We start from the raw sequence: 26,639 nt of genomic DNA, 5'->3' as shown, positions 1-26,639 counted from the left end.
TTAATGCCAGTCAAACTGCTTTGTTTCATAGCAATGTATTTTATCACTGATCATTAAACTACTTTCATCTATGGTTACATCCCAATTTAAACTGCGGGTTAAATCCACCTGAATATCATCAATAAACTGCTGGTCAATCTCAATAATATGGCTATTATCAAATAACTTTAACCGTGACTGAGATTGCGTTAACCATTCACTATTGCCCGTTGTTAAAATTAATAATTCATCCACTTGCTTAGCGATCTTAACTAATTCATCAAGGTCAGGTTTATCAACACTTAACCAGGTTTTATAATGTTCATCCAACGCTTGAATTCCTACATCTGGCTGTAGTTTATCAGCAAGTTTATTAAGCACTGCATGGCTGTCATAAGATAAAATACAATAGCCTAACAGCTTTAAAACAAAATGCTCCAGTGTTTCATTTTTAGTCAACGCTGTGGTAAAAATTTCTTTGTGATTACGCTGATGACGCAGATCAGCTATGCTAAATCGCGCTTTAAAAATACGTGTTTTATCAGACATAATATTCACCAGTCTCGCCGTTACTCCTATTGAGTATAGCCCAATCTGATATAAGCACGTTTATTTTAAAGTTATGGTATAACATTATTGATCAGCACAAATGATGGTGTTATATTATATCACAACATAATAGCAACAACGTAGTAACCATGATCCGACATTCATTAATATCAACTGCAATTATCACTGCTTTAAGCTCTTTTTCTGCTCATGCTGCGCTGGTAACTGGGCAAGTTTTTGACAATAACAAGCAACCACTCAGCTATGCCGATGTGCACGTACACGGTAAAGCACAGTCAATTAAAACTGACGAGAATGGCCGATTTAGTATTAATATTGATGCTAATAGCCAATTACATATTAGTAAAAATAATTTTGTTGATGCTAGAGTTCAAGTAACTGAAACCAGTTCTGCTCTAAATATCACGCTTGTACCTACGTCAGTTGAATCTGTCGTTGTGTATGCCTCCGCCCTGCATAAAAATAGCTTAGAGATGATTTCACCAGTGAGTGTACTCAGTGGTGATGAACTGCGCAATAAAGCAAAACCCACGTTAGGCGAAACGCTCAAAGGCCTTCCGGGTGTTAATGCCAGCTATTTTGGCCCTGTTTCATCTAGCCCTATAATCCGTGGCCTAGATGGCCCTCGCGTTAAAATCACCCAAAATGGCTTAGACAGCAGCGATGCGTCACGTATTGGCCCAGATCACGCAACATCGAATGACAGCCTAGCTGCAGAACAGATTGAAGTTTTGCGTGGCCCAGCTACGCTACTTTATGGCTCAGGCGCGATTGGTGGCGTAGTTAACGTAGTAGATAACCGCATTCCAACTGATAATATCGAGCAGTTAACTGGGGCTGTTGAATACAGCCATGACACGGTTTCAAATGCCAACACCTATGCTGCCAAGCTTGAGACGGGCCATAACAACTTTAACTTCCATTTTGACGGTACCAAACGCACTGGTGATGACTACCAAACTCCGCGTTTTAACTTACCTGAAGAAGAGCACGAAGATCATGAGGGTCATGACGAAGAAGAGCATGAAACAGCCACCTCGGTAAAAAATACCTTTATTGATAGCCAAACCGTTAACTTTGGTACCAGCTATGTAGGTGAGCATTTAACGCTAGGTGTTTCTTATGGCCGTATTGAAACCGACTACGGTATTCCAGCACATAGCCATGAACATGAACATGGCCATGATCACGAACACGAGCATGATGAAGGCGAAGAAGAAGCCGTTTATGCGCGTGTAGAACAAGATCGCTGGCAAGGTTTGATGAGCTATGCATTACACAACAACTGGATTGAAACTATTAATTTACGTCTAGGTTATACTGATTATCGCCATGCTGAAATTGAAGATGGCGCGATCGGTACTATCTTTAGTAATGAAACCACTGAAGCACGTTTAAATATTGAGCATAAGTTAGGTAATTGGCATGGTATGGCTGGTTATCATTTTAGTGACTCTGATTATGATGCCGATGGTGAAGAAGCCTTCACACCCGCTAGCAAAACGACTACTCATGCATTATTTATCCTCGAAGAAAAACAGTTTGGCGACGTGACATTAGAATTAGGTGCGCGTATTGAAGATTATAATATTGATAGTAATGTCGGTGCTGCTGCGCATGACCATGACCATGACCATGACCATGAAGATGATCATACTGATGAACATGCCAATGAAATAACGCCTTACAGTAAAAGCTTTACTAATCTGAGCGCTTCAGCAGGCGCTATTTGGCAATATACACCCGGACAAAGTATTGCGCTGAGCGTGTCACACTCTGAACGCGCACCGTTATCAGCCGAGCTATTATCAAATGGTGTCCATATTGCAACTGGCACCTATGAGCTTGGTTTAGGCTACGCGATAGAAGACGGTGAAATTCACTTCGAACCTGAAAATATCAAACAAGAAACATCAACCAATATTGATTTTGGCTTTAGACGCTTTAGTGGCGATTTTGGTTATACGGTTAACTTTTTCTATAACGACATTGCCAATTTTTACTATCAGCAGAACACGGGGTTAGTGTTTGATGAAGAGCACGGCCTTGAAGCTGCAGAGCCTGGCCACGATGATGGTATGGCTGTTTATCAATTTGTCAGTAAAGATGCGAAATTATACGGCATTGAATTTGACGCACATTATCAATTAAATTCAAATGCGATGGTAAAAGTATTTGGTGACTCAACCACTGCAAAACTTGCTGATGATGAAGGGTATTTACCGCGTATTCCGGCAAATAAGTTAGGTTCAGAATTACAGTATAATATCAGTGATTGGCAGTTCAGCTTAACTGGCACACACTACTTTGAACAACGTGATATTACGGCTTATGAAACCGCAACTGATAGCTATACACTGTTTGATGCGCAAGCAAATTACCAATTAAGTGTCGGTCCGGTAGATACACAGTTTTATATCAACGTTGATAATATTACGGATGAACTGGGTTTTGTACATAGTTCATTTATTAAAGATGAAGCGCCACTACCCGGGCGTAACTTTAGAATTGGTCTACGTGGTTATTTCTGAACTCAGTAAATAACCATAAAAAAGCCGCGCTAATAGTTATTAGCGCGGCTTTTTATTACTCAATTTCTAATTAAAGAATTTCGTGTAGCTCAACGTCAAATACCAGTGTTGAGAATGGTGCAATTGCAGCACCGGCACCACGTTCTCCATAAGCAAGCTCATGAGGAACATAGATACGCCATTTGGTGCCTTCAGGCATCATTTGTAATGCTTCAGTCCAGCCTTTGATCACGCCACCAACTGGAAACTCAGCAGGTTGACCACGCTCATAAGAGCTGTCAAATACAGTACCGTTGATAAGTGTACCGTGATAATCAACACGCACTGTTGACTCAGCAGTTGGCTTGTTGCCTTCACCTGTTGCTAGTACTTCATATTGAAGACCAGACTCAGTCACTGTGATTTCAGCACGTTTTGCATTTTCTTCTAAGAATGCAATGCCTTCAGCTGCAAGTACTTTCGCCTCTTCTTCACGACGTGCTTGGATTTCAGTGTTGATTTTTTCGAATGCAGCTTGGATCTCAGGGATCTCAACTTGGAAATCGCCGCCCACATACGCATCTTTCATGCCTGCAAATACTGAATTTAAGTTTAAACCTTCGAAAGGGTTAGCTTTAAGTTGCTCACCCATCTGTAGGCCAATACCGTAACTTGCTTTTTCAGCATCTGTAGTAAAATTATCTGACATAATATGTTTCACGTTTTGTTTATACCAAGCTTAATAACGCTGGTATCAGTTAAAAGACGCGCCTATGCTATCATAAAAAAAAGCCCTTTTGGGCTTCTTTAGAGCTAGTTTTTAGTGAGTTTTCGCTTTATTAATCGCACAGCAAAAGTCAAGATTGGCAAGCTGATTAAAATACCAGCAAGTAATGGACGACTCAGTAATGCCTGCGTACCAACTAATAACACCGGCACGACTAATAAACCGATACAACCAATAAATATTGCCGCAATTTCTGGCCAGTATTTATCATATTTAGTAATTAAATGCCCAGCTAATAGATTAAAGCCTAGGCAGTAAAGCATAGCTGTGAGCAATACATGCTCTGGTTGTGCATCCATCGCCATTTTAACGAGTAAGTTAATAGCACTGTGATAACAGTAGCCAAACACCGACCATAACAGTATGTGTTTTAGCACCCGTTGTGTGGTGTTTAATTGATTTTGCTGTGACATCTTAAACTCCAGATAGCAAAAAGCCGCCCATAAGGCGGCTTTTTAAATATGGTGGAGAGATAGGGATTTGAACCCTAGAGGGGCTATAAACCCCTGCCGGTTTTCAAGACCGGTGCATTCGACCACTCTGCCATCTCTCCGTACGGCGCGGATAATAGGGGTTAGCCGCCTTGTTGTAAAGCCCTAAAAGTAAAAAAGTTCAAATTAATCGTTACAATTACTCGAAGCGCTTAAAAATACATCAATAATACTGTTTTGGACGTTTCGCGACCCACGAACACAGTAAGCAGACTAATAAGCTAAAAGTTACAAAACTTAAGCTCTGAAAGATTAAATCAAAGCGGTTTAGATCATCACTTGGTACAAGCACCAATACAAAAGCGGGTAAAATACTCACAAACAACACGTAACAACACACTTTAAACGCTCTACCAAAATCAAATCGTCTTGTGTGTTGCATCCACCACGCTAAGATAACCACAATAGCAGTTGATGAGATCGCGATTAAATGAGGAGTCTGTGTACTAAATGCTGTGTAAAGAGTGATAGCCGCACCAACAAAGCCCCATAAGGACCACGTTAACCATTTTTCTTTTTCACGTAAAAATAAATTTCCCATTATCCTCGTCTTCTTGTTGTTATTCTAATTAAGACACTCCATACATTAACAAACTGCAGAAAAATAACAAACCATTGTATTGAGGGTTATTGCATCCAAGCGCTTCAGACAGCCAAGCTACCTAAAGATAATAACAAAGGTAGCCTTAATGCACTCTGACTGAAATAACACGACAAAGTTCCAATTAATTACGTTTTGGCAACTATAAGTGTGTGAAAAAGTGTTCTGGGCTATGACGAACAGCCTTTTTACAGTCCACTTCTGGAGTGCCTAAATACAGGTAACCGACAATCTCATCTTCATTATCAAGCTTTAACGCCGCTTTTACCGCCTCACTTTGCGCAAAGTAACCAGTACGCCAGACACCACCAAGTCCCTGCGCAAAAGCTGCTTGTTGCATAGCTAACACAGCACAACCAGCACTTTGTACTTGTTCGATACGCGGTACTTTTGGGTGCGCTTGATATTTGGCAATGGCAATGATTATCATCGGTGCACGCAGCGGTAACTCTTTGGCACGATTAATGACTTTTTCATCTTGTTGTTCTGCAACTGCACTTTGATAATAAATTTCGCCGAGTCGTTCTCGCGCATCTTCTGCAACAACAATAAATTGCCAAGGCGCAAGGCAACCATGATCAGGCACACGAAGCGCTGCTTGTTTAATAATATCAAGTTGACTGTTGTTTGGGGCAGGTGCAATCAGTCGAGGATCTGACTGACGAGTCAATAAAAGCTCAATAGCGTCCATAGCGATTCTCTAATTAAAAAAGAAACTAGCATAGCATTGATAGGGATTGCTGAGAAAGTTTGAAAGTTAGAAAGTTTGCGACGGGCGTCGCAAACTGACAGGTAGAGATTTAGATTATTCGAATCTTTTCCGTAACCAGTGATCAAGGCTAACAAAACGCCCACCGCCGGTAAAAAATAAACTCAATAACATCGCAAAATAAATTGCTGAAAACTCAATGCCATTATTCAAAATCGACGGTTTACCCTTTTCATAAAGGTAATCTGGGAAACCATGTTCTTGTACAAGTCCTCGAATTTTCTCAATACGTTCTTTTACTTCACGAGAATTATCTAAACTTTCTTTTGCACCGGGGATCGCCAACCAATCAAGTACTTGTGCAGCACTGGTATCTGGATCTGTCGGCGCAATCGCAAACCAGCCATTGTGCCAATGTACAGAGGTTGCGGCAACGACCATAGTAAACATCAGCGGTATGCTAACCAGACGGGTTAATAAACCAACTAAGAGCAGCCAGCCACCGAGAAATTCACTCCAGCCAGCTAAAAAAGCCAGTAAATCAGGAAAAGGTAAGCCTAAGCCCCAGTCTGGGTTACCAAACCAAGCAACAACATCTGGAGAAGCTAAAAAGAATTCAAAAAACCCATTACCATTACCACTGATATTTAGCTTGTTATAACCTGCGATGATCATAACTGGCGCCAGTATCAGTCTAAATAGTAAAGCAGGGATACCATCAAAAATGGCTATTTTTTGGAGGGAAGTTTTATATAGTGTGATCAATGTATTCATCGTAGCAGTCTAGTCTTTTGTAATGTATTAAACAAAGACCGCTACGATTAAAAGTTTATTTCAGTTAAATTTTACGCGCGACCTGAAGCGCTTCATAAATAGCTCGTTTTGCATCAATTGCTGATGCTAATTTGGCCCCGCCAATTACATGTACTTTAGGATTATCGATTAACCCCGACATTAATTCGTTATTAGAGACTTGCCCGATACAAGCGATCACTGTATCAACAGGTAGCACCTGCTCCTCTCCTGCCACAGTAATTTTTAGACCTTGCTTATCAAAATGATGATACTGACAATCAGCGATCTGTTTTACACCATGTTGCTTTGCAACTTGACGATGTATCCAGCCCGTTGTTTTACCAAGCTCACTGCCAAAACGCCCGGCGCTGCGTTTTAGCATAAACAATTGACGATTATCTTTATCTGGACTTGGCTGACACTCAATTCCCCACTGCGATTTAAAATCAGCAATACTTTGGTCTTTATGTTCACTTAAAAAAGCAACCATATCAAAGCCAATGCCGCCGGCACCTAAAATTGCAATCGATTGCCCTAATTCAACTTCGCCTCGAATAACTTCATCGTATGAAAAAACACGTTTATTATCCGCGCAGGTAAAGTTTGCCTCACGCGGGCGCACACCCGTTGCAAACACCACGTCATCGTATTGCTCAAGCATTTTATCGGTAAAAGGAGTATTGAGTGTTACCGTGACCTTCAGACGTTCAAGTTCATTAATAAAATAACGCAAGGTATGATTGAAATCTTCTTTACCAGGAATTCGCATCGCTAAATTAAATTGGCCGCCCATATCTGTATTTTTATCAATCAGCGTTACCGTATGGCCTTTTTGCGCTAAGTAACAACTGGCAGATAAGCCCGCAGGCCCAGCACCTACAACCAACACATTTTTAGCCTTGTTGGTCAGCTCAAGAGGATAATCTAGCTCAAACCCCGCTTGAGGATTCACTAAGCATGTTGCTCGTTTACCTTTAAATACATGATCTAAACAGCCCTGATTACAGCCGATACAAATATTAATGTGTTTACTTTGTTGTGCTTGATATTTATTAAAAAATTCTGGATCGGCTAATAGTGGTCGTGCCATCGAAATCAGATCTGCATCCCCTGCAGTTAAAATTTCATTGGCAATCTCAGGAGTATTAATACGATTTACAGCAATGACAGGAACCGATACCACTTCTTTTAAACGTTTTGAAGCTTCTTTAAATGCACCTGCTGGCACCATACTCGCAATGGTAGGTACTCGTGCTTCATGCCAGCCTATGCCAGTATTTAAAATATCAACTCCAGCCTGCTCTAATGCTTTGGCCTGGATCGTAACCTCTTCAGGTGTTGACCCATTAGGAATTAAATCCATCACCGATAATCGAAAGATAATTAAAAATTCTTTATTTACTTTGGCACGTACAGCTTTGACTATCTCTAACGCTAAACGCATACGGTTTTCTAAACTTCCACCGTATTCATCTGAGCGTTTATTGGTATGCGGTGCCATAAACTCATTAATCAAATAACCTTCTGAGCCCATCACTTCAACGCCATCGTAGCCTGCCTTTTGTGCTAAATAGGCGGAATGAGCAAAGTCTTTGATGGTTTTTTTTATTGCACTGAGCGACATTGCTTTGGGTTGATATGGGTTAATAGGTGCTTTAATTGCACTTGGTGCTTGATTAAATGGATGATACGCATAACGTCCAGCATGTAATAATTGTAAGCAAATCTTACCGCCGTGTTGATGGACAACATCAGTGTATGCACGGTGCTTAAACACATCATAATAGCTATTAAAAGACGATGAGATTGGGGTTAATTTGCCACGCAAATTAGGACTGTAGCCCCCCGTAATGAGCATCGCAGTACCACCTTTAGCGCGCGCTTCATAAAAAGCACGCAGGCGTTTTCGATTATGCCATCCCTCTTCAAGCCCCGTGTGCATTGAGCCCATTACCAAACGGTTACGTAGCTGTGTGTGTTTCAATTGTAATTGTTGTTCTAACATCCTCTGCCCCAATGAACTGGTCTAACCTCTATACATTAGCCAATTTTGCTCGATTGGCAAGCAATAAGCAACAAAAGCGATAAATTAGCTAATATTTTCACATTCTCACGGTTAAAACCTCGCTCATAAATACTTAGTTACGATTTAACAGTTAAATTAATTTTTATTCTGGGCTAAGATGGTGACAGATATAAGTTGTACCAGACTAAGGATTTATTTTGATTGCAAAGCTATTTAAAGGACTGTGGGCAGGAATTAACTTTTCTCGTCGTTTAGTCCTCAATTTTTTATTTGTGTTACTCGTTATTCTTTTCATTGTTTCAATCGCAAGCGATGACAATGAAATCAATGTTGCTGACACATCGGTGCTCAGGCTAAACCTCAATGGTCCAATCGTAGAAGAAAAAGTTTACGTTGATCCAATTGAAGCTGCCATCAATGATGCAACACAGGGCAACGACGAGCCGGCTGAAATTTTACTTGATGATATTATCGAAGTAATTGATCAAGCCACTGAAGATAAACGCATTAGTGTGATTTTGCTGGATTTACAAAAAATGCCTAACGCGCATTTAAATAAATTAAAACAAATCACTCAAGCGTTAGAGCGGTTTAAAGCGAGCGGCAAAAAAGTAATTGCCTCTGGTTATTATTACTCACAAGCACAATATTACATTGCTGCGCACGCTGATGAAATATCGATGCACCCTTATGGCGGTGTAGAGATCCAAGGCTTTGGCATGTACCCATTGTATTTTAAAGATGCGCTTGAAAAACTCGGTATCACTCAGCATATTTTCCGTGTTGGTACATTTAAATCGGCTGTTGAACCGTTTATTCGTAACGATATGTCAGATGCAGCAAAAGAAGCTAATAATGTATGGCTAGGTGCATTGTGGAAAGAATACAAACAAGACGTTGCCGCTGTGCGCCCATTTGATGAAGCAAACTTTGATGAAACAATGGACGTTTTTCTGGCTAAAATGCAAGCAGTTAATGGCGATTCAGGTAAATATGCCCTTGAACATCAATGGGTTGATTCTTTAAAAACCAATCAACAAATGCGTCAACAATTAATTGCCTTAGTAGGCACTGAAGAAACGGGCAAAACCTTCAACCAAGTATCATTTAAAGAATATCTCTCATTGGTTAAACCGCCGATTGAGTTTGATAACCCAATGACAGAAAAAGTCGCCGTTGTGGTTGCACGCGGTACTATCTCTGACGGCGAACGTAAAGCCGGTGAAATTGGTGGTGACTCTACAGCGGCCTTACTACGTAAAGCACGCTTAGATGATAAAGTAAAAGCGGTTGTACTGCGTATTGATTCTGGCGGTGGCAGTATGTTTGCCTCTGAAGTTATTCGTGCTGAAGTACTTGCTCTTAAAGCAGCTGGTAAACCAGTGGTTGCTTCAATGAGCTCAGTAGCAGCTTCTGGCGGCTACTGGATTGCCTCTGCTGCCAACGAAATTTGGGCAGCACCGAGCACAATTACCGGCTCAATTGGTGTATTTGGTAACTTTATGACCTTTGAAAACACCATGGCTAAATTAGGTGTTTATTCAGATGGCGTTGCCACAACTGAAATGGCTGGTCTATCAATCGCTCGCCCGCTTAATGAAAAAATGGCACAGGTTATTCAACTAAGTGTAGAAGATGCTTATCAACGCTTCTTAGAGGTTGTTGGTGAAGCACGAAATATGACCCCTGAGCAAGTTGACTCTATTGCACAAGGCCGTGTTTGGATTGCAAGTCAAGCGCAAGAGCTTGGCTTAGTTGACAAATTAGGCAATAAGCAAGACGCTATCAAAGCGGCAGCTGAACTGGCTAAGCTTGATTTTTATGAAGTTAAAACCATTAAGCAGAGTCTATCGGCGGAAGAGAAATTAATGCAGGATATTTTTGGAAATGCATCGATTAGATCGCTAATTGGCTCACAAAGTACGCTACAAAACGCACTCTCAAACCAAGCATCTATCAATGGTTTAGTTAAGCAATTAACAACTGAGGTTGAAGGTCTAAAAGATTACAACGATCCGCAAGGCATTTATGCCCGCTGCTTAGTGTGTAATATTTCGCAATAAATAGTGTATAGGCTGTAATCGCAGCAACTAACCGTTATACTAAGCCCAGTTTTTTTACTGGGCTTTTTTTATGAAACGTAAACGTATTTATATCGCATATACTGGCGGTACGATTGGGATGAAAAAATCGAGTCGAGGCTATATTCCCGCTGAAGGTTTTTTAACACAAACCGTAGAAAACAATGCCGAATTTAATCGTGATGAAATGCCCTTATTCGATATTCACGAGTATTGCCCGCTGATTGACTCATCAGACATGTCCCCTGCTCATTGGCAACTAATCGCAGATGATATTAAAAGTAAATACCAAGATTATGATGGCTTTGTCGTGCTTCATGGCACAGATACCATGGCGTATACCGCATCTGCTTTGTCCTTTATGTTTGAAAACTTAACAAAGCCAGTGATAGTGACAGGCTCGCAAATTCCACTGTCGCAATTGCGCTCTGATGGCCAAGTAAATTTACTTAATGCGATGTATTTAGCGGCTAATTATCCGATTGCTGAGGTTAGTTTATTTTTTAATAATCAATTATTTCGCGGCAATCGTGCGACTAAAGCGCATGCCGATGGCTTTGATGCCTTTGCATCCCCTAACCTAGATCCATTAGCACTATCAGGTATTAATATTCAATTATTAAAAGGCCAGTTAAGCCCGTATGTTGAAAATGAGCTACAAGTCACCAACATCACGCCGCAACCTATTGGTGTTTTATACTTGTATCCTGGGATCAGTCATGCTGTAGTTAAAAGTCTGGTAAACGACAATATCAAAGCCCTCGTATTATTGAGCTTTGGTGTGGGCAATGCGCCACAAGATCCAGACTTTTTAGAGATCCTCTTCAGCGCAAGTAAGCGCGGAATGGTTATCGTCAATTTAACCCAGTGCTTAAAAGGGCATGTAAATATGGGCGGCTATGCAACTGGTAACGCATTACTTAACATTGGTGTGATCAGCGGTTACGATATGACCTTAGAGGCATGCTTAACTAAATTACATTACTTATTTAGCCAAAAGCTTGAAATTGAAACTATTCGCCATTTAATGCAAGACAACTTACGTGGTGAGTTAAGTAGATAAGCTGAGCGCTTTATAATAAAAACTATTTTTTAAATTAAAAAGGCACGCTAATTAGCGTGCCTTTCATTTAAACCTATTGGTCTAATTAACGTACTTTCGCGTCAATCTCTACTAAATCAGTTAAATGACATACCTCACCACTATGAGTTTTAATGCCATGCTCACCAAAATAATCTCGCTGTGCTTGTACGAGATGACCATTGCTTGGTGTCGTCAACGTCGCAAAATACGTTTGCGTTGAGCTAAGTACCGGAAATGCTAATCCAGTCATCATTGCTTGACCTGCTATCTTACGCAGCGCTAATGACTCTTTTTCTAAAGTGTCGATAAACTCAACACCTTCAGCGATGTTATCTAAGTAATCAGCACGGATAATACAACCAGCACGCCACGTTTGCAGTGTTTTAGATAAATCGACTTTCCATTGATGTGCACGTGATGCACCTTTGATCAGCGCAAGGCCTTGACGATAAGCCAGTAAACTTGCAAACAAGAAGGCATCTTTAAGTTCATCTAAATCTAATTCAACCTGTGAAGTTGATTTAGCTGCATAGGTCATTTCTTTCGCTGCATGTGTGTCACCAGTATTGGTTAAGTGACGCGCTTGCACAGCTGCAACCAATGAAGGAACGGCGATACCCAGTTCTAATGCATTTTGTGCCGTCCACAAACCAGTGCCTTTCGCGCCAACTTTATTATCAATCAAATCAACTAACGCTTCACCCGCATCGGTTTCTAACGATAAAATATGACTTGAGATAGATAATAAATAGCTATTGAGTGTGCCTTCAGACCATTGATTAAAAATCTCTGCAACTTCATGTGGAGTGCGGTTAGTGCCTAAGCGTAATAATTGATACATTTCTGCGATTAGTTGCATTAATGCATATTCAATTCCGTTGTGCACCATTTTTACAAAGTGACCACTGGCTGATTGACCAACACGGGCAAAACACGATTCACCTTTGTAGCTTGCTGCTACTTTTTCAAACCATGGCTCAACGCGTTCCCAGCCGCCTTCTGAACCACTTGCCATCATCGCAGGACCATGACGCGCGCCTTCGGCACCGCCAGAAATACCCATCGTGGCAAATTCAAATTTATTTTGATATTTAAGTTTACGAGTAATACCGTCTTTATAATTACTATTGCCACAATCGACGATAATATCGTCACAATCAACGCCTGCATCAACTAAATCGCTGCAAACTTTATCGACTAACTCACCCGCTGGCACTAATAACAAAATTGAGCGAGGCGGCGTTAACCGTTTTACCATATCACCTAAATCAGACACAATGTGCAGACGATCTGCCATGCCTTGTAATTTAGCACAGCTTAATAGCTCTTCGCCCGCGTCTGGGTTTTTATCATAAGCTACTAGCGTCATCCCTTGTTCAATCAAGTTGAGAGCAAGATTTTTACCCATAACGCCTAACCCTACTAATGCAACTTGCATTTAGTGTCCTCCTCGGTAACAACTATTGGTTAGTAAATGAAATAATACCGCGCGCATTATATACCCAAGCCACTTAAAATTGCGAGCCTAGACAACAGATACAACGCTTTGCGCAAGACAAACACGCAAGATACAGTGATTATATCAAACAACCGTTGCCTCGGGGCGATAAATTTTCCTGATATGGATTTCTGAGTCGAGCATTGACGAGACCTGACACCGGTGTCATAATGTGGTCATAATTTTTTTGTATAAAATAATGACAGCTTTACACGTTACCTTGATGTCAACGCGCTATTTGCTGTCAGTAAAAACTGTATTATGCGTGTCAGTTAAACTAACACCTATAAATAACGAAAAACCGTCAACCTGCTTACAACATCGTAAGCCTACAGGAGAATTTGATGCTTAGACGCACAAAAATAGTCGCGACCCTTGGACCTGCAACCGATCGAGATAACAACTTAGAAAAAATAATCCGTGCTGGTGCAAACGTAGTGCGTTTGAATTTCTCACACGGCATTGCACAAGATCACAAAGACCGTGCCCAAGCTGTGCGTGACATTGCCAAAAAACTAGGCAAGCACATTGCTATTTTAGCCGATCTACAAGGCCCAAAAATTCGTGTGTCGACATTTAAAGATGGCAAAGTAACGCTATCTGTTGGTGCAAAATTTATTCTTGATGCAAAAATGGAAAAAGGCCTAGGCGATATCAACGCCGTTGGTATTGATTATAAAGAATTACCACAAGATGTTGCCCCTGGTGACTTACTACTTTTAAACGATGGTTTAATTCAATTAACAGTAGTAAATGTTGAAGGTCATTTAGTGCATACCACAGTAACTGTTGGTGGTGTGTTATCTAACAATAAAGGCATCAACCGCTTAGGTGGTGGTTTAACTGCTCCAGCCTTCACTGATAAAGATAAAGAAGATTTATTAACTGCAGCAGAAATTGATGTTGATTATATCGCAGTATCGTTCCCACGCAGTGGCGACGATATGCGTTATGTGCGTTCACTAGCTGAAGCTGCAGGCTCTAAAGCACAGCTTTTAGCTAAAATTGAGCGTGCTGAAGCCGTTGAAACGGTAGAAGCAGTTGATGATATTATTCTTGCTTCAGATGCGGTGATGGTTGCTCGTGGTGACTTAGGTGTTGAAATTGGTGATGCTGCCTTAATGGGTAAACAAAAACTCATTATCCGTCGTGCTCGCTCACTTAACCGTACCGTGATCACAGCAACACAAATGATGGAATCAATGATCGATAACCCAATGCCTACCCGTGCAGAAGTTATGGATGTTGCCAACGCAGTCCTTGATGGCACTGATGCGGTAATGCTTTCAGCTGAAACAGCGGCAGGCGATTACCCAGAAGAAACCGTGGCAACCATGGCGCGCGTTTGTTTAGGGGCAGAATCACAAAAAGAAACTCACGTTTCTAAACATCGCTTAGACAGCCGTTTCTCTTCTAATGCAGAATCAATTGCATTGTCAGCTATGTATGCGGCAAACCATTTAGATTCAGTAAAAGCGATTATTACTTTAACTGAATCTGGTAGTACAGCTAAATTGATGTCACGCATCAGCTCTGGTTTACCTATTTATTCATTGTCTCGTCATGCAAGTACACTTGGTCAAACTGCCCTATATCGTGGTGTTTACCCAGTATTCTTTGACTCTACACAATGTGAAAAAGAGAACATGGTAAAAGATGCCCTAAACACGTTAGTTGCGGCAGGTTCATTACAATCTGGTGATACCGTTATTATCACTCACGGTGATGCAATGGAAACTGTTGGCGCAACCAACACGATGAAAATTGTTACTGTTGCTTAATTAACGCAGTTATAAAAAAACGCGAGCCAAGGCTCGCGTTTTTTATTTAAAACACATGGTTTAATTTACTTCGTTATATAACAGCTATTGAGCTCGTTTCTAAGTTAACTTGCTAACGCAGCTTTTACTTTATCGCGATAACTACGACTTACTTTTAATTCTTGGCCGTTATCAAGCACTAATAAATACTCACCACTTACCTGAGTTACAAGCTTGCTAATTTGTTTAGTATTTACTATCGCACTGCGGTGTACACGTACAAATAGCTGAGGATCAAGTTCCTGTTCTAGTTCTTTCATAGTTTTTCGTAAAATATGCGTTTGACCATCTTGGCAATGTAAACACATATAGTCACCAGCGGCATCAACCCATTGAATTGTCGCTACAGGTACACGGATTATTTCACCCTGCTCTTTCACCGCTAAAGATTCTGGGTAACGGCGATCTGTTAATGTATCGCCAGTTGCCAGTTTTTTCAAAATCTCTTCACAATTATTACCAGTAATTCCAGCTACAAAACTCGCCAATTTCTTTTTATGGGCGTTGTCTTGTTGCGTCTTCAAGTAGGTATGCACTTTTTCTACCGCCTGTTTTAGTCTGTTGTCGTCGACTGGTTTAAGGATATAATCTAAAGCATGGATCTCAAATGCTTTGACTGCGAACTGATCAAATGCGGTTACGAATACAATAGCAGGTAACGCTCTGACACTTTCACTGAGTGCTCTGGCAACCTCAAATCCATTCATTCCAGGCATTTGAATATCTAAAAAAACTAAATCTATTTTCCCTGCTTGGCATGCATCGATTGCCTCTTGGCCAGAGCTACATAATTTAATGACTTCGATATCATCAAACTCCTCTAGCCTTACAGCTAAGCCTCTACGGGCTAATGGTTCATCATCGACAATCAGGGTCTTAATCTTGCTCATTTCTTCACAGCCTTCTCAAACGGAACGCGCAGATTCACTTTCAATCCACTTGGCGTATTATGTGATAACACAAACGAATAGTTATTTTCATACAAAGTTTTCAGGCGGTCTTTCGTATTTGCCACCCCTACCCCTTGTGAATTAACTAATTGGCCATTAAGTAATTCAGTACCAGGGCCATTATCGCCTACTTCCAGTAATAGTTCATTAGCAAAAACTTGTGCTTTAATATCAATCACCCCACCTTCGATCAGATGAGCTATCGCATATTTAATCGCATTTTCGATGATCGGTTGCAATATTAAACTCGGCACTAATGCATTTTTTGCTTCATCACTGATTTGCACATTCACTTGCAACCGTTCATCAAAGCGTACTCGCTCTATTTCAAGATAAAGCATCAGTGCATGCAACTCTTGTTCAAGTGGGACTTTCTTTATCGGATCGGTATTGAGTGTATAACGTAAAAAGTCGCTCAATTTCGACACCATTAAATTAGCATCTTTATTCTCTTTTACCAAAATCAATGTAGATATAGCATTAAGAGTATTAAACAAAAAATGAGGATTTAATTGATAACGTAGCATCTTCAGTTGTGCTTCATGCGCCATCGTAGTAGCTTTTAGAGCTTTTTGGCGCTCACTTTGCAGTAGTTGATAATATTTAATGCCAAAGTACAAACCACTCCAACAAAGAATAATATAAACCGAATCTAAGCCTTGTTGTAGATAGTAAAACCACTCTGTAGGACGATAGCCATGGCGATAAATTTCCCATAAATTGAACTTTTGTATTACCGCCCATAAAGTCCCTGTAATGTACGAAGCGCCAAACACTACTAACATTAAAACCCAAGGAGATGCATTCCAGGCTTTGCGATACATATAACGCAATGGCACAGTCATTAAACAGCCGGCGTAAGCATTGAGTACGATCACAAATACATAAATATCGCGCATCTCAAAGACTTTAGAGCCAATGTAGTTAACAAGTGCATAACCGACCCAACCCGCAATCTGTAATACCCAGAAAAAGCGTTGACGGTTATCAACTAAGGATTGCCAATTCAAAATAGTTAATTACCTCATTTATTTGTAATTATTATATAGCGTTAGCGCGGTTGGGATCACTACCGACTATCTCGCTTTTCACGAGCCTTACCGCAAATAACTGTTGGTGAAAACTTTATTTTAGCCACAAAAAAAGGAGCCATAGGCTCCTTTTTAATACTTATTTTAAAAGCTTAAGCTGCCGCTAGGCCTTCTTTAGCTTTTGCAACAAGCGCTGCGAATGCAACTTGGTCATAAACAGCGATATCTGCAAGGATCTTACGATCGATTTCTACAGATGTCTTTTTAAGACCATTGATAAAACGGCTGTAAGACAGACCATTTTGACGTGAAGCAGCATTGATACGTGCAATCCATAATTGACGGAAAGTACGTTTCTTCGCACGACGGTCACGGTAAGCGTATTGACCCGCTTTAGTAACAGCCTGGAAAGCTACGCGGTAAACACGTGAACGTGCTCCGTAGTAACCTTTTGCTTGTTTTAAAACTTTTTTGTGACGTGCACGTGCGACAACGCCGCGTTTAACTCTTGCCATTTCTAAAAACCCCTATTAAGCGAATGGTAACATACGTGAAACTAGACCATGGTCGTTCTTATGAACCATCATCTTAGGACGTAGGTGTAACTTACGCTTAGAAGTTTTCTTAGTCAGAATGTGACGAAGATGCGCTTGTTTACGCTTGAAACCGCCAGAAGCAGTCTTTTTGAAACGCTTAGCCGCGCCTCTGTGACTTTTTAGCTTATAAGCCATTGCAATAACTCCAAATGTATTGCTTTAAAATTAGTAAGCAGGCGTGAGATATATTGCTATAGCTCCACTTTTAGGCCTAACTTACTGCCATATTCCGGTGAAAACCCAACATAAATGCTGCAGTTTTACTTTATTACCGGTTAGCACAGGTGAATATTTGCATATTACTTGGTGACCTGAGCTAAATTCGCTGCGTATCTTAGCTTGTTTATTGCTTTTTAGCAACAGGCGCCATCATCATAACCATTTGGCGACCTTCAACACGATTAGGGAAAGACTCAACAACTGCAAGCTCTTCCAAATCGCCTTTGATACGGTTTAATAATTCTATACCAATTTCTTGGTGGGCCATTTCACGACCACGGAAGCGGATGGTAATCTTAGCTTTATCGCCACCTTCTAAGAACTTACGTAAGTTGCGAAGCTTAACCTGATAATCACCTTCATCCGTGCCAGGACGGAATTTGATTTCTTTTATCTGGATTTGCTTTTGCTTCTTCTTCTGCTCTTTTAGTTCTTTGCTTTTTTCAAAGATGAACTTACCGTAGTCCATGATTCTACAAACAGGCGGCTCAGCATTTGGGCTAATCTCTACTAGATCAACACCAGCGGCATCAGCCATAGTTTGCGCGTCTTTTAATGACTGAATTCCAGCTTGCTCGCCTTCAATGTCAATTAAGCGAACTTCTTGAGCTGTAATTTCTTCGTTAATACGATTTTTTTGGGCTGTTTGTTGCCCTTTCTTGCCGCCTCTAATAGTACGTTCCTCCAAGAATATCAAATAATAAGCGTGTAGTTAGCAATTAAATGTATGCCCTACACGCAGAGTTTTTATAGTCGATTTTTAATTTCTTCGCTAATTTTAGCGACAAATTCATCAACATTAAATTTGCCCAAGTCTTCACCTGTGCGGGTACGTACTGCTACTTCTTGTTGTTCAACTTCTTTATCACCAACAACAAGTAAATAGGGGATACGTTTTAATGTATGTTCACGGATTTTAAAGCCAATCTTCTCATTTCTCAAGTCAGCAGCGGCTCTAATTCCAAGTTTATTTAATTTTTGTACAATTTCCTGCACATAAGCAGCTTGTTTATCAGTGATATTCATAATCACTACTTGCTTTGGTGCAAGCCAAGTCGGGAATAAACCCGCGTACTCTTCTGTAAGAATACCGATAAAGCGCTCGATAGAGCCCAATATTGCACGGTGGATCATAACAGGTGTACGACGTTCGTTGTTTTCAGCAACATAAGTTGCCCCTAAACGCCCTGGTAATGCAAAATCTAGTTGCACTGTACCACACTGCCACGCTCTGTCTAAGCAATCGTACAAAGTAAATTCAATTTTTGGACCGTAGAAAGCACCTTCACCCGGTAAATAATCAAATTCGATGTTATTTGCTTTCAGTGCATCAGCTAATGCAAGCTCTGCTTTGTCCCACATATGATCTTCGCCAATACGCTGTTCAGGGCGTGTTGACAGCTTAACCACAATTTTTTCAAAGCCGAATGTTTCGTACGTATCGTAAACCATTTGGATACACGCTGATACTTCGTCCATGATTTGCTCTTCAGTACAGAAGATATGGGCATCATCCTGAGTAAAGCCACGTACGCGCATTAGACCATGAAGTGCGCCTGACGGCTCGTTACGATGACAACAACCAAATTCAGCCATACGCAGTGGAAGATCACGGTACGATTTTAAACCTTGATTAAAGATCTGTACGTGACCTGGGCAGTTCATTGGTTTGATTGCGTATTCACGCTTTTCAGATTCAGTGGTAAACATTGCTTCTGAATACTTTTCCCAGTGACCTGATTTTTCCCATAAAGAACGATCCATCATCATTGGACCTTTTACTTCTTCGTACTGGTACTCGCGTAACTTTTCACGCACAAACTCTTCAAGTTCACGGTAAATGCTCCACCCATCGTTGTGCCAAAACACCATGCCTGGCGCTTCTTCTTGCCAATGCCATAAATCAAGTGCTTTACCAATACGACGGTGATCACGTTTCTCGGCTTCTTCTAAACGTTGCAAGTAGGCTTTAAGTTGCTTTTTATCGCCCCATGCAGTGCCATAAATACGCTGCAACATTTTATTATCTGAATCGCCACGCCAGTAGGCACCGGCTACTTTCATTATTTTGAAATGTTGGCAAAAACGCATGTTCGGTACGTGTGGACCACGACACATATCGATGTATTCTTCGTGGTGATATAATCCTGGACGGTCATCTTTAGCAATGTTTTCGTCAAGGATTTGAATTTTGTACATTTCACCGCGCGCTGCAAAGGCATCACGGGCTTCTTGCCAGCTTACGGTTTTCTTAACCACGTCGTAGTTTGTTTTAGCAAGTTGCAACATGCGCTTTTCAATAGCTTCTAAGTCATCTTGACTTAATGAATGTTCCATATCGATATCATAGTAAAAACCATTATCAATCGTTGGACCAATTGCCATTTTTGCATCAGGAAACAGTTGCTTAACTGCATGTCCTATTAAGTGAGCACATGAGTGACGAATTATTTCTAAGCCGTCATCATCTTTTGCGGTGATGATTTCAAGGCGAGAATCGTCAGAAATTAAATCACAGGCATCAACACGAGTGCCATTAACACGACCAGCGATAGTGGCTTTTGCTAAGCCTGGGCCGATATCATTGGCTACATCAAGTGTACTTACAGGGTTTTCAAAACTACGCTGACTGCCGTCAGGAAGAGTAATAACTGGCATTATAAGTCCTTACTACAGTGGTGACGCCTACAATGCATCACATGTATTTATTAAATTAAAATGAATAACTCGACAACGCTTTTACGAATAAGCATTGTTAATTTTAACCGTATTTGGTTAATGTATTTGTTGAGTCTTAGCAAACACAAGCAGTTATTGTCGCGTTTGGAGCCACTAAATACAAGTATTTAGCCAGACAAATTGACAAATAACCCTCGCATTTCATACTTAATTTAATTTCAGCTGTTGGATAACCTAATGACGACGTCTAATCGTATCCGTTTTGCCACTTTAAATTTACTTAATTTTACGGCGCCACCTTATTCTTTTTATCAATTACATGAACGTTACAACGCAACGCAATGGCGGCAAAAACAGCAATTTATCACTGACTTTCTACAGCAAAGTCAAGCAACGGTTGTTGCTTTCCAAGAGGTGTTTAGCCCCAAAGAATTGGCTATTTTGTGTAAAGAGCAAGGCTATGACTATTTTGCTACTGTTGCCAGTCCACGCAGTGATCATCTCTATCCACAGGTGTTATTTAACCCTGTGGTGGCGATTGCCGCGAAAATCCCTTTTCAAGCGTGTCACGAACTCACCCCTTGCCCAGAACTACTTGAGTACTTAAATAATCAAAATGAATTTAAATTTAATCGCACACCTATTAAATGCAGTTTTGATGTACCTGAATTTGGTGATTTAACCTGCTATGTGGTGCACTTTAAATCACAACGGGTGCATTCAATGGCGCATATTTTAAACATTCATAATCAAGACGATCCCTTATTAAATCTATTACAACAAACCGTTGGCATGATGCAATCGCAAATATCACGCTCACTGGAAGCTTCGATTGTTTATTATGATGCGCTAAAAACCCAGCGTGAAAAAAACTGTGCAACATTAGTAATGGGGGATTTTAACGACAATATTGACAGCCCTGCGCTGTCATTCATGACCCAAGGATTTCACCCTACTCGTTGCGAGCCCTGTTTAGAGCTTGAACAACCCATTGTAGGATTAACTGATTCGTTTGCATTAAGCAGTGAATCAGCAAATGGTAAAGTAAAACCAGCAACACATTACTATCAAGGTCGTGGCAATGTGCTTGATTATATTTTGACCTCAGGACACTTTAATACTGATTGTGCATTATCGCGGATAAAATCGTTGCACTATCTAAGCTTTGATAAACACTTAAATCCAAACCAAATTGATGAAGATATCTGCGTAAGCGACCACAGCGGCATTGGGATTGAAATCGGTTTTTAAAATGCACTGTTTTTAAGGCGTTTAATTGATATAATGCTGCCCAAATTAGTTATTTAGAGAATGACAATGAGAACATGCGGTGTAGAAATTACCGGTAGTGACGTACTACTGTGTATTTTAACAAAAGATAACGATGTATTTGATATACGAGATATTCGCCAAACTCGCTTTACCTTAGGTAATGGTAATGACACTGAAGTAATGCGTAAATTCCAATTTGATTTTGCGAAACTTATGCAGGACTATCAAATTGACTCAGTTGCTATTCGTCAACGTGCGCCTAAAGGTAAATTTGCCGGTAGTGCGAACGGTTTCAAAATGGAAACTGCAATTCAATTGATCCCTGAGCTGAGTGTTTATTTATTCAGCACAACCGAGATCAAAGAGCAATTAAAACGTAATCCTATTCCTATTGATTTCGCTGAAACGGGGCTTAAAAAGTACCAAGAAAATGCGTTTGTAAATGCATATGTACATTTAATGAAAAAAACCTACCGCAGCGAAGAACTTTAATTTTCAATTAAAGTTCAATTTATAATCAGATACTACGCTAGTGTGTACTGCAATGTTTTTGTTGTAGCTACAGCTAGCGTTTTTTATTGCCTAATATTTATCATTTTTATTACTACATTGGTCGTATAGCGCTTTCATTTGTCGACAATCTGTGTTTTTCTAACTAAGTAGACTCTCACAACATTGACACGGAGACCGTACATGCAAATAAGTAACAATAATACAACTGCAACCGATGCGAATAAAACAGTCAAAGATGCAGCAGGCTTAGAGCATAGCTACTATAAAGGAGCACAAAGCCCAGCATTGATCAATAAAACCATAGGTGATTACTTCGACTCCATTGTCGACAATAACCCAGACCACCCTGCAATAGTACTGCATCATCAAAACATTCGTTTAAGCTATAAAGAATATCAGCAGCAGATCAACCAGCTGGCAATGGGGTTACTGGCTTTAGGTGTAAAACCAGGTGATCGTGTTGGTATCTGGTCACCAAACAACCTTGAGTGGTGCTTAACCCAATTTGCGACCGCCAAAATTGGCGCAATCATGGTCTGTATTAACCCAGCGTATCGTCCAAACGAACTACAATTTGCACTAAATTCAGTCGAGTGTTCAACTCTTATAACCGCTTCAAGTTTCAAAGCCAGTAATTACCTAGGCATGCTTAATGAATTACTGCCCGAACTTGCCGCTGCAAAAGCTGGGCAACTGCAGGCAAAAAACCTCCCCTATTTAAAAAATATTATTCGCATTGGTGATGAGCCTGCCGCAGGCATGTTTAGTTTTAGTCAAGTTATGACAATGCCAACGGCCGCCCACCGCGTTGAGCTCAACGCCATTGGTGCAACTTTGCAACCAGATCAAGATATCAACATTCAGTTTACCTCCGGCACAACAGGCAATCCTAAAGGCGCTACGCTCTCCCATAAAAACATTTTAAATAATGGTTTTCTTATGGCTAATGCAATGCGCTTAACTGCAGATGATAAGCTGTGTATTCCAGTGCCGTTATATCACTGTTTTGGAATGGTATTAGGTAATTTAGTATGTATAAGTAAAGGAGCTACGGCAGTATTTCCGGGAGATTCTTTTGATCCAACAATCACGCTTGAGGTGGTTGAAAAAGAACGCTGTACTGCACTGCATGGCGTACCGACTATGTTTATTGCTGAACTGGAACTAAAAGATTTTGCTCGTTTTGACTTATCCAGTTTACGTACGGGTATCATGGCAGGCTCGACGTGTCCTGAGCAAGTAATGCGTAAAGTACAATCGCTGATGCATATGAATGAAGTTGTTATCGGTTACGGTCAAACGGAATGTAGTCCCATTAATAATGCCACGGAGATTGACTCATCCATTGAAAAACAAGTTACTACCGTCGGCCGCGCGCTGGCGCATACAGAAGTAAAAATTATTGACGAAGTGGGTAATATACAAAAAATAGGGCTTGCTGGCGAAGTATGCAGCCGTGGTGCGGGTATTATGCGTTGCTATTGGAATGATGAAGAAAAAACCGCCGCAACTATCGATAAAGAAGGCTGGCTACACTCTGGTGATTTAGGTGTAATGGATGCGGAAGGTTTTGTTGCAATAGTGGGCAGAATTAAAGATATGATCATTCGTGGTGGCGAAAATATCTACCCGCGCGAAATTGAAGAAGTACTTTACACTTACCCTGGCGTGCAAGATGCTGCTATTTTTGGCATCAGTGACGACAAGTACGGCGAAGAAGTATGTGCTTGGGTGCAGCCTAAAGATGATGCCGTGTTAACAGAGCAAGAAATTCGCAGCTTCTTAAAAGATAAATTAGCTTATTTTAAAATACCAAAACACATTCAATTTGTTGAAAGTTACCCTATGACGGTTACCGGAAAACTGCAAAAATTTAAAATGCGCGAACAAATGCAAGCACAATTAAAAGACAACGCGTTTTCATAATTAGCCAAAGCTCACGTTAGTTAATAACGCCCAATGTAATTTAAAACCTTGGGCGTATTATAAGATTAATAGCTTAACAGACCTATTCTGGCGGTTTTAAAAAATACGTTTGCGCTAATGCATTATGAATGCCCGCTAATTCAATTTGAATTTGATCCATATAATTGTGTAAGTGGCCATTTTTAAGCGCTCTTACATCTTTAGCTTTCAATTGTTTTACCACTGCATCTATTAAATTTATAATCTCTGTAGAATTTGGCAAAGGTGAAATCAGCGTTTTCAGCTCTATTAAGCAAAACAAAATTGACCGTGGAAATACTTCACTGTGCATCACGAATTCTAATACATCAGCACGTTGCACCCGTACGCTCATCTCTTGTCGATACATTTGATAAGCACTAAGCGAGCGCAATAAGCTGATCCACTGAATATTTTCATAAGGTTTTGCTTCATCGCTGGTGATCAACGTCTCTGAACGAATGTCTAATATTCGTGACGTCATATCAGCACGTTCTATTAACGACCCAAAGCGGATAAACGTAAAACCATGATCATGGTTAATAGTCGCATCTAAAGCACCAAATATTTGATGGGCTGATTCGATGATTTTCTTTAGATAAGCAAATCGGCCACGCTTAGCAAGCCCTTCTTTTTGATTATCTTTTACATAGTAATAAAGGGAGTTAATTTCTTCCCATACATCGCGAGGCATTACGTCTCGGATCGTCCGAGCGCTCTCTCTTGCATAGATAATAGAATTTAAAATAGACGAGCCATTATCACTACCTACAAGTAAATAACGCAGCGCTTTTTGCTCTGTGTAATCAGCGTGTTTATCTTCATACGCCTGACGCGCGCCAATAATATCTATTAATGGCTCCCAGCCTGTACATACGCCTTTAGGTAAATCCAACATCAGCATGTTGTTGACATTAATTAACCGTGCAACATTTTCTGCACGTTCAACGTAACGAGCTACCCAATATAAAGTTTCACCTACTCTTGATAACATATTATTTAGCCTCTTCGTCAACAATCCAGGTATCTTTACTACCACCGCCTTGAGATGAATTTACCACTAATGAACCTTTCACCATCGCAACACGAGTAAGGCCACCAGTAGTGATCTGTGTGTCTTTACCTGACGATAATATAAACGGTCTCAAGTCAACGTGACGTCCATCAGGCTCTGTGCCGTCAAGGGTCGGAACCGTAGACAAATCAAGAGTTGGTTGCGCTACCCAATTCCGTGGATCGGCTTTTATTTGTGCAATGGTTGCTTGTTGCTCTTTTTTAGTCGATTTAGGACCAATCAATAAACCATAGCCACCCGACTCGTTTGCAGGTTTGACAACTAGTTTATCGATATTTTTAATAACATAATCACATTCTTTAGGATCTAAACACTTATAGGTTGGCACATTTTCGATCTTGGGTTCTTCATCCAAGTAATATTTTATGATGTCAGGTACATAGGCATAAACCACCTTATCATCCGCAACCCCTGCACCGGGTGCATTGACTAACGCCACATTACCTTTCGACCATGCTCGCATTAAACCGGGTACACCTAATTGTGATTCAGGTAAAAAAGCGTCGGGATCTAAGAATAAATCGTCGATGCGTCGATAAATTACATCAACGCGTTGCAAGCCTGTAATTGTGCGCATATAGACACAGTCGTCTTTTTCGACTACTAAATCACGCCCCTCTACTAATTCACAGCCCATCTCTTGAGCAAGGTAACAATGTTCAAAATAGGCGGAGTTAAATACACCGGGTGTTAATACCACTACTTCAGGCTTATCGTCTGGACGAGGTGACATTGCTGCCAACATATCAAACAGTTGTGAAGGATAATCATCAACTGGTAAAATCGACACTTGTTCGAATAACTCAGGGAAAACACGTTTCATCACTGAGCGGTTCTCAAGCATATAAGACACCCCAGACGGCACGCGTAAGTTATCTTCGAGTACAAACATAGTGCCATTTCCATCGCGCACTAAATCGGAGCCGCAGATATGCGCCCATATATTATTTGGCGGAGTAATTCCAACACATTGAGAGCGAAAGTTAACTGATTTTTCGAGTAAGCCTTTTGGAAAAATACCGTCTTTTATTATTTTTTGATCATGGTATAAATCATTTATAAACAGATTCAACGCTTCAACACGCTGTTTTAAACCTACCTCAACAGTTTGCCATTCTTTTTTACCAATAGTGCGCGGAATAATGTCAAACGGCCACGCTCTATCGATCATATTGCCTTCATTATAAACTGTAAAAGTAATGCCCATTTCTTTTATGGCTAGATCGGCAACAGCTCTGGCTTTAACTAATTCTTCTTTTGATAAGCTAGAAAAAAACTGTGCTAACTGTTTACCATGCGTTCGAATATTTCCTTGTGCGTCTATTAATTCATCAAAAAAGCCATTTGTTTGATATGCTTTCCAGTCAATTTTCATACATCCTTCCGCCTTATCCATTATTAATATTGAG

At 40.5% G+C, this 26,639-nt stretch carries 23 protein-coding genes and 1 tRNA gene; 7 read left to right on the top strand and 17 right to left on the bottom strand.

Features of this window, described 5'->3' with window-relative positions; translation table 11 throughout:
- Complete coding sequence (locus H5154_RS03840; protein ID WP_182717449.1) at positions 1–528, bottom strand: YaeQ family protein; 528 nt, start codon at positions 526–528, stop codon at positions 1–3.
- 149 nt (positions 529–677) lie between these two features.
- On the opposite strand from H5154_RS03840, the gene H5154_RS03835 reads away from it, so the two are divergent.
- Positions 678–3,080: a TonB-dependent receptor domain-containing protein gene (locus H5154_RS03835; RefSeq protein ID WP_182717448.1), complete on the top strand. Its 2,403-nt coding sequence runs from the start codon at positions 678–680 to the stop codon at positions 3,078–3,080.
- Positions 3,081–3,150: 70 nt separating this feature from the next.
- Here H5154_RS03835 and H5154_RS03830 read toward each other — a convergent pair whose 3' ends face one another.
- The 7 genes from H5154_RS03830 to H5154_RS03800 form a co-directional block, all read right to left on the bottom strand.
- Positions 3,151–3,768, bottom strand: coding sequence for an FKBP-type peptidyl-prolyl cis-trans isomerase (locus H5154_RS03830; RefSeq protein WP_182717447.1), 618 nt, complete (start codon positions 3,766–3,768; stop codon positions 3,151–3,153).
- A 104-nt stretch (positions 3,769–3,872) separates the two neighbouring features.
- Positions 3,873–4,259: a hypothetical protein gene (locus tag H5154_RS03825; protein WP_182717446.1), complete on the bottom strand. Its 387-nt coding sequence runs from the start codon at positions 4,257–4,259 to the stop codon at positions 3,873–3,875.
- 49 nt (positions 4,260–4,308) lie between these two features.
- Positions 4,309–4,399, bottom strand: a tRNA-Ser gene (locus H5154_RS03820).
- A 101-nt stretch (positions 4,400–4,500) separates the two neighbouring features.
- Positions 4,501–4,878, bottom strand: coding sequence for a hypothetical protein (locus H5154_RS03815; protein WP_182717445.1), 378 nt, complete (start codon positions 4,876–4,878; stop codon positions 4,501–4,503).
- Between the two features lie 202 nt (positions 4,879–5,080).
- Positions 5,081–5,629, bottom strand: a complete 549-nt coding sequence (locus tag H5154_RS03810) for an NAD(P)H nitroreductase (RefSeq protein WP_182717444.1) — start codon at positions 5,627–5,629, stop codon at positions 5,081–5,083.
- Positions 5,630–5,743: 114 nt separating this feature from the next.
- Positions 5,744–6,421 (bottom strand): DoxX family protein, encoded by a 678-nt coding sequence (locus tag H5154_RS03805; RefSeq protein ID WP_149982495.1) that lies wholly within the window; start codon positions 6,419–6,421, stop codon positions 5,744–5,746.
- Between the two features lie 64 nt (positions 6,422–6,485).
- Complete coding sequence (locus H5154_RS03800) at positions 6,486–8,447, bottom strand: FAD-dependent oxidoreductase (protein WP_182717443.1); 1,962 nt, start codon at positions 8,445–8,447, stop codon at positions 6,486–6,488.
- Positions 8,448–8,665: 218 nt separating this feature from the next.
- Between H5154_RS03800 and sppA the strand changes: the two genes are divergently transcribed.
- Both sppA and ansA read left to right on the top strand, forming a co-directional pair.
- On the top strand, positions 8,666–10,531 hold the full coding sequence (gene sppA, locus H5154_RS03795; RefSeq protein ID WP_182717442.1) for a signal peptide peptidase SppA: 1,866 nt from the start codon (positions 8,666–8,668) through the stop codon (positions 10,529–10,531).
- A 70-nt stretch (positions 10,532–10,601) separates the two neighbouring features.
- Entirely contained in the window at positions 10,602–11,612 is a 1,011-nt protein-coding gene (gene ansA / locus H5154_RS03790) for an asparaginase (RefSeq protein WP_182717441.1), read from the top strand.
- An 85-nt stretch (positions 11,613–11,697) separates the two neighbouring features.
- Here the strand turns inward: ansA and gndA are convergent, their stop codons facing one another.
- On the bottom strand, positions 11,698–13,071 hold the full coding sequence (gene gndA, locus H5154_RS03785; protein ID WP_182717440.1) for an NADP-dependent phosphogluconate dehydrogenase: 1,374 nt from the start codon (positions 13,069–13,071) through the stop codon (positions 11,698–11,700).
- Positions 13,072–13,475: 404 nt separating this feature from the next.
- Here gndA and pyk point away from each other — a divergent pair, with 404 nt between their 5' ends.
- Positions 13,476–14,912, top strand: a complete 1,437-nt coding sequence (pyk, locus tag H5154_RS03780; protein ID WP_182717439.1) for a pyruvate kinase — start codon at positions 13,476–13,478, stop codon at positions 14,910–14,912.
- Positions 14,913–15,016: 104 nt separating this feature from the next.
- Here the strand turns inward: pyk and H5154_RS03775 are convergent, their stop codons facing one another.
- From H5154_RS03775 to thrS, 6 genes are all read right to left on the bottom strand, one after another.
- Positions 15,017–15,841, bottom strand: a complete 825-nt coding sequence (locus H5154_RS03775) for a LytTR family DNA-binding domain-containing protein (protein ID WP_149982501.1) — start codon at positions 15,839–15,841, stop codon at positions 15,017–15,019.
- Complete coding sequence (locus tag H5154_RS03770) at positions 15,838–16,911, bottom strand: sensor histidine kinase (protein WP_149982502.1); 1,074 nt, start codon at positions 16,909–16,911, stop codon at positions 15,838–15,840. The genes H5154_RS03775 and H5154_RS03770 overlap by 4 nt, the downstream gene beginning before the upstream one ends.
- A gap of 173 nt (positions 16,912–17,084) precedes the next feature.
- Positions 17,085–17,447, bottom strand: a complete 363-nt coding sequence (gene rplT / locus H5154_RS03765; RefSeq protein ID WP_008110477.1) for a 50S ribosomal protein L20 — start codon at positions 17,445–17,447, stop codon at positions 17,085–17,087.
- A 15-nt stretch (positions 17,448–17,462) separates the two neighbouring features.
- Positions 17,463–17,663, bottom strand: coding sequence for a 50S ribosomal protein L35 (rpmI, locus tag H5154_RS03760; RefSeq protein WP_004587840.1), 201 nt, complete (start codon positions 17,661–17,663; stop codon positions 17,463–17,465).
- Between the two features lie 208 nt (positions 17,664–17,871).
- Positions 17,872–18,435 (bottom strand): translation initiation factor IF-3, encoded by a 564-nt coding sequence (infC, locus tag H5154_RS03755; RefSeq protein WP_145233176.1) that lies wholly within the window; start codon positions 18,433–18,435, stop codon positions 17,872–17,874.
- Between the two features lie 59 nt (positions 18,436–18,494).
- Complete coding sequence (gene thrS, locus H5154_RS03750) at positions 18,495–20,405, bottom strand: threonine--tRNA ligase (protein ID WP_145233174.1); 1,911 nt, start codon at positions 20,403–20,405, stop codon at positions 18,495–18,497.
- A 258-nt stretch (positions 20,406–20,663) separates the two neighbouring features.
- Here thrS and H5154_RS03745 point away from each other — a divergent pair, with 258 nt between their 5' ends.
- The 3 genes from H5154_RS03745 (at position 20,664) to H5154_RS03735 (ending at position 24,137) form a co-directional block, all read left to right on the top strand.
- The gene (locus tag H5154_RS03745; protein WP_182717438.1) at positions 20,664–21,677 is read left to right on the top strand and encodes an endonuclease/exonuclease/phosphatase family protein; all 1,014 of its coding nucleotides are present in this window, start codon (positions 20,664–20,666) and stop codon (positions 21,675–21,677) included.
- A 66-nt stretch (positions 21,678–21,743) separates the two neighbouring features.
- Positions 21,744–22,190 (top strand): DUF3010 family protein, encoded by a 447-nt coding sequence (locus tag H5154_RS03740; protein ID WP_145233170.1) that lies wholly within the window; start codon positions 21,744–21,746, stop codon positions 22,188–22,190.
- A 201-nt stretch (positions 22,191–22,391) separates the two neighbouring features.
- On the top strand, positions 22,392–24,137 hold the full coding sequence (locus H5154_RS03735; RefSeq protein WP_182717437.1) for an AMP-binding protein: 1,746 nt from the start codon (positions 22,392–22,394) through the stop codon (positions 24,135–24,137).
- Between the two features lie 82 nt (positions 24,138–24,219).
- Here H5154_RS03735 and H5154_RS03730 read toward each other — a convergent pair whose 3' ends face one another.
- Both H5154_RS03730 and H5154_RS03725 read right to left on the bottom strand, forming a co-directional pair.
- The gene (locus tag H5154_RS03730) at positions 24,220–25,149 is read right to left on the bottom strand and encodes an alpha-E domain-containing protein (protein ID WP_182717436.1); all 930 of its coding nucleotides are present in this window, start codon (positions 25,147–25,149) and stop codon (positions 24,220–24,222) included.
- 1 nt (position 25,150) lies between these two features.
- On the bottom strand, positions 25,151–26,605 hold the full coding sequence (locus tag H5154_RS03725; protein WP_182717435.1) for a circularly permuted type 2 ATP-grasp protein: 1,455 nt from the start codon (positions 26,603–26,605) through the stop codon (positions 25,151–25,153).
- Between the last annotated feature and the right edge of the window lie 34 nt (positions 26,606–26,639).

It is taken from the genome of Pseudoalteromonas sp. SR44-5 (assembly GCF_014163675.1).
Classification (GTDB): domain Bacteria; phylum Pseudomonadota; class Gammaproteobacteria; order Enterobacterales; family Alteromonadaceae; genus Pseudoalteromonas; species Pseudoalteromonas rhizosphaerae.
The sequence above is the reverse complement of the archived record's forward strand: the minus strand, read 5'-3'. Positions and strand labels throughout refer to the sequence as shown.